Here is an 802-nt window from a genome sequence, read left to right on the forward strand (position 1 = left end):
TGCTGCTCGCGCCGACGATCGCCGGCGCGTTCGTCAACTCGCGCGCGTGGACGTTCCGCCACCCAGCGCCCGCGCGGATCGACGCGCGCGTGTCGGTCGGCCGCACGCCGACCAAGCGCGAGCTACGGCGGCACGGATTCACCGGCGTCGTCGACCTGACCGCCGAAATGCCGCGCTGGGCCGCGGCCGACAAGGCGCTCGCGTATGCGGCGGTGCCGCAGCTCGATCTCGTCGTGCCGACCGCGCGGCAGCTGCAGCAGGCGGTCGAGGCGCTCGAACGGCTGCACGGCGACGGCCGCGACGTGCTCGTCTGCTGCGCGCTCGGCTACGGCCGCAGCGTGTTGTGCGCGGCCGCGTGGCTCGCGACGCGGCGCGGCCTGCACGATGCGCGCGACGCGCTCGCGGCGGTGCGCGCGGTTCGACCACGCGCGTGGTGGTCGGACGCGGGCGTCGCGGTGCTGCAGGACTGGATCGACCGCCGGACCGCGGCAGGGGACGCGTGATGCGCGATCCGTCCGCGCCATTCCGGATTGCCGCGGCCCGCGGCGCGCCCGATGGGGGCGCGTGGGCGAGCGCGGTGGCGTTCGCCGCGGCGCTGGCCGGCGCCTGGGTCGCGGCGGGGTGGGCGGCAGCGCCGCTCGCGCGCGTGCTGCTCGCGACCGTCAGCACGGCAGCGGGCATCGCGGCGCTGTGGTACGCGGTGCGAATCGCGATCGACCGGCGGCTGTTTGCGGCGCTGGCGCTCGAGTCGGCTGCGTCGGCCGCGCCGGACAGCGCCGGCGACGCGCTGGCCGCGCTCGAC

2 protein-coding genes are annotated in these 802 nt (G+C 77.6%); both read left to right on the forward strand.

Annotation, left to right across the window (positions count from 1 at the left end; translation table 11 throughout):
• A partial coding sequence (locus G3N94_RS41715) for a dual specificity protein phosphatase family protein (protein WP_205799960.1) occupies window positions 1-503 on the forward strand: 503 nt, incomplete at its 5' end.
• On the forward strand, window positions 503-802 hold a 300-nt coding region (locus tag G3N94_RS41720; RefSeq protein ID WP_205799961.1), incomplete at its 3' end, for a hypothetical protein. The genes G3N94_RS41715 and G3N94_RS41720, both read left to right, overlap by 1 nt.

It is taken from the genome of Burkholderia sp. Ac-20353, from assembly GCF_017104785.1.
Classification (GTDB): Bacteria; Pseudomonadota; Gammaproteobacteria; order Burkholderiales; family Burkholderiaceae; genus Burkholderia.